Here is a 2611-nt window from a genome sequence, read left to right on the forward strand (position 1 = left end):
ACGCGGTCGGATTTGCCCTTGCGACCGCCATTAGGCGGCGATCCATAACCTTGATCTGATAAAGGATCGAGGCTCTCGCCTTCATCAGTGTCTCGGCAATGAGACGCATCGTACGCCTACGGTCTAAACCGCCTTTCGAACTGACCGGCGCGGTAAGAGACTGCGCGTATGGACGTCCATAAGCACAGTGCCTTCGAGCGTTTGGAGATCGTGGAGACGGGTCGTCGTCGCCGTTGGAGCGAAGACGAGAAGCTCCGGATCGTGATGGAGAGCCAGTCGGCACCGCGTCTGGTGTCGGCGACGGCGAGGCGGCACGGGATCTCTCGCTCGCAGTTGGGGATGTGGCTGCGCAGCTTTCGCACCGAGCAGCCTGCCACAAAGCCGGAGCCGGCCTTCGTTCCGGTTCTGATGGCCCCTGGGGCGATGTCCGCCCCCTTTGCGGCCGCCGATGACACGGCGATCGTGGTGGACCTGCCGGGCGGCAGTCGGATGCGGATTGCCGCCTCGACGCCGCCGGCGCTGGCGGCTGCGGTCCTAAAGGCGTTGCGATGATCCCGTCGCGGGCGCGGGTGTGGATCGCGATGGGCCACACCGACATGCGGCGGGGAATGCAGGGTCTGTCGCTCCTCGTCCAGGAGGGGCTGAAGCGCGATCCGAATGGTGGCGATCTCTTCGTCTTTCGCGGGCGCAGCGGATCGCTGGTGAAGATCCTCTGGCATGACGGGGTCGGGCTGTCGCTTTACGCCAAGAGGCTGGAGCGCGGACGCTTCGTCTGGCCTTCGGCCAAGGACGGCGTCGTGGCTCTGACACACACGGATCTCGCCTGCCTGCTCGACGGGATCGACTGGAGGAATCCGCAGCGAACATGGCGTCCGGAGATGGCGGGATAGCTCGCAAATTCCCTTGCATTGCAGGGCCTACGTGGCAAAATCTTTCGGTCGCGAACGGACCCGATCCCTCTCCATGCCCGATCTGCCGGACAACATCGCCGCCCTGAAGACCGCTCTGGCGGCAGCAGAACGGCGCGCCGATTTGGCCGAAGCCGATGCGGCTCATGCCAAGGTGAAGGCCTCCGGTATCGAGGCGCTGGTGGCGCATCTGACGCTGCAGATCGAGAAGCTGAAGCGCGAGCTCTACGGCACACGCTCGGAGAGGACAGCCCGTCTCATTGACCAGTTGGAGATGCAGCTCGAGGACGCCGAGGCGGCTTTGAGCGAGGATGAACTCGCCGCCGAACAAGCTGCGGCGAAAACGACGACGGTGGCCTCCTTCGAGCGCCGTCGCCGCGGCGGCCGCAAGCCGTTCCCCGAGCATCTGCCGCGCTAGCGCGTCGTGGTGCCAGGTCCTTCCGCATGTTCCTGCTGCGGCTCGGATCGCCTTCGCAAGCTCGGCGAGGACGTCACCGAGACGCTGGAGGTGATTCCCCGCCGGTGGAAGGTGATCCAGACGGTACGCGAGAAGTTCACCTGCCGGGACTGCGAGCGGATCAGCCAGGCGCCGGCACTGTTCCACCCGACCCCGCGAGGGTTCCTCGGCCCGAACCTCCTGGCGATGATCCTGTTCGACAAGTTCGGACAACACCAGCCGCTGAACCGGCAGTCGGAGCGCTATGCCCGGGAAGGGATCGAGCTGTCGCTGTCGACGCTCGCCGACCAGGTCGGCGCCTGCGCCCATGCCCCGCGGCCGCTTCACGACCTTATCGCCGCCCACGTCCTCGCCGCCGAGCGCCTGCACGGCGACGATACGACGGTGCCGATCCTGGCCAAGGGCAAGACCGTGACCGGACGCATATGGACCTATGTGCGCGACGATCGTCCTTTCGACGGCCAAGCACCACCGGCGGCCCTGTATCATGCTTCCCCCGATCGCACCGCCGAACAGCCAGAGGAGCATCTGAAGGACTGGACCGGCATCCTGCAGGCCGATGCCTACTCAGGCTATGGTCGCCTCTATGCTACGGATCGAAGTCTGGGACCGCTGACCCAGGCGCTATGCTGGGTACATGCCCGTCGCAAGTTCTTCGAACTCGCCGACATCGCGAAGAATGCCCGGCGCGGGAAGAATGCCGCGTCGCTCTCGCCCATGGCGCTGGAGGCGGTGAAGCGCATCGACGCCCTGTTCGCCATCGAGCGCAAGGCGAACGGCTTGCCTGCAGACGAGCGCCTGGCGATCCGCCGCGAACACTCGCTGCCGCTTCTCGTCGATCTGGAAAGCTGGATGCGCACCGAGAGGGCGCGACTGTCACGCCATGCCGACACCGCCAAGGCGATGGACTACATGATGACGAAGTGGGACGCCTTCGCCCGCTTCACCACCGACGGGCGCATATGTCTGTCGAACAACGCGGCGGAACGAGCCCTACGCGGGATCGCCCTTGGCCGCCGCTCGTGGACATTCGCCGGCTCGCAGCGCAGCGCCGATCGTTGTGCCTTCATGCTGACGATGATCGCCACCGCCAAGCTCAACGATGTCGATCCGCAGGCCTGGCCCGCCGACGTTCGACCGCATTGCTGACATGCCCCAAAGCCGGCTGCCTGAACTCCTGCCATGGAATTGGGCCGCGGCACCCTATCAGGATCAAGCCGTAGCTGCCTGACTGCGGCCTACGCCG

Annotated in this window: 2 protein-coding genes and 1 pseudogene; all 3 read left to right on the forward strand. The window is 65.5% G+C overall.

Annotated elements, in window-relative coordinates:
• Positions 1-168: 168 nt before the first annotated feature.
• The 3 genes and pseudogenes from tnpA (at position 169) to tnpC (ending at position 2596) form a co-directional block, all read left to right on the forward strand.
• Positions 169-552, forward strand: coding sequence for an IS66-like element accessory protein TnpA (gene tnpA / locus ACZLZY_RS24740; protein ID WP_472936621.1), 384 nt, complete (start codon positions 169-171; stop codon positions 550-552).
• On the forward strand, positions 549-890 hold the full coding sequence (gene tnpB / locus ACZLZY_RS24745; protein ID WP_472936622.1) for an IS66 family insertion sequence element accessory protein TnpB: 342 nt from the start codon (positions 549-551) through the stop codon (positions 888-890). The genes tnpA and tnpB overlap by 4 nt, the downstream gene beginning before the upstream one ends.
• A gap of 73 nt (positions 891-963) precedes the next feature.
• Positions 964-2596: pseudogene (gene tnpC / locus ACZLZY_RS24750) on the forward strand (IS66 family transposase).
• Positions 2597-2611: the final 15 nt, after the last annotated feature.

This window comes from Mesocryomonas lacus (genome assembly GCF_055730135.2).

What these genes read in the sequence shown, in the direction of transcription:
- tnpB (WP_472936622.1), top strand. Translation starts at nt 549, where the DNA reads ATGATCCCGTCGCGGGCGCGGGTGTGGATCGCGATGGGCCACACCGAC.
- tnpA (WP_472936621.1), top strand. Translation starts at nt 169, where the DNA reads ATGGACGTCCATAAGCACAGTGCCTTCGAGCGTTTGGAGATCGTGGAG.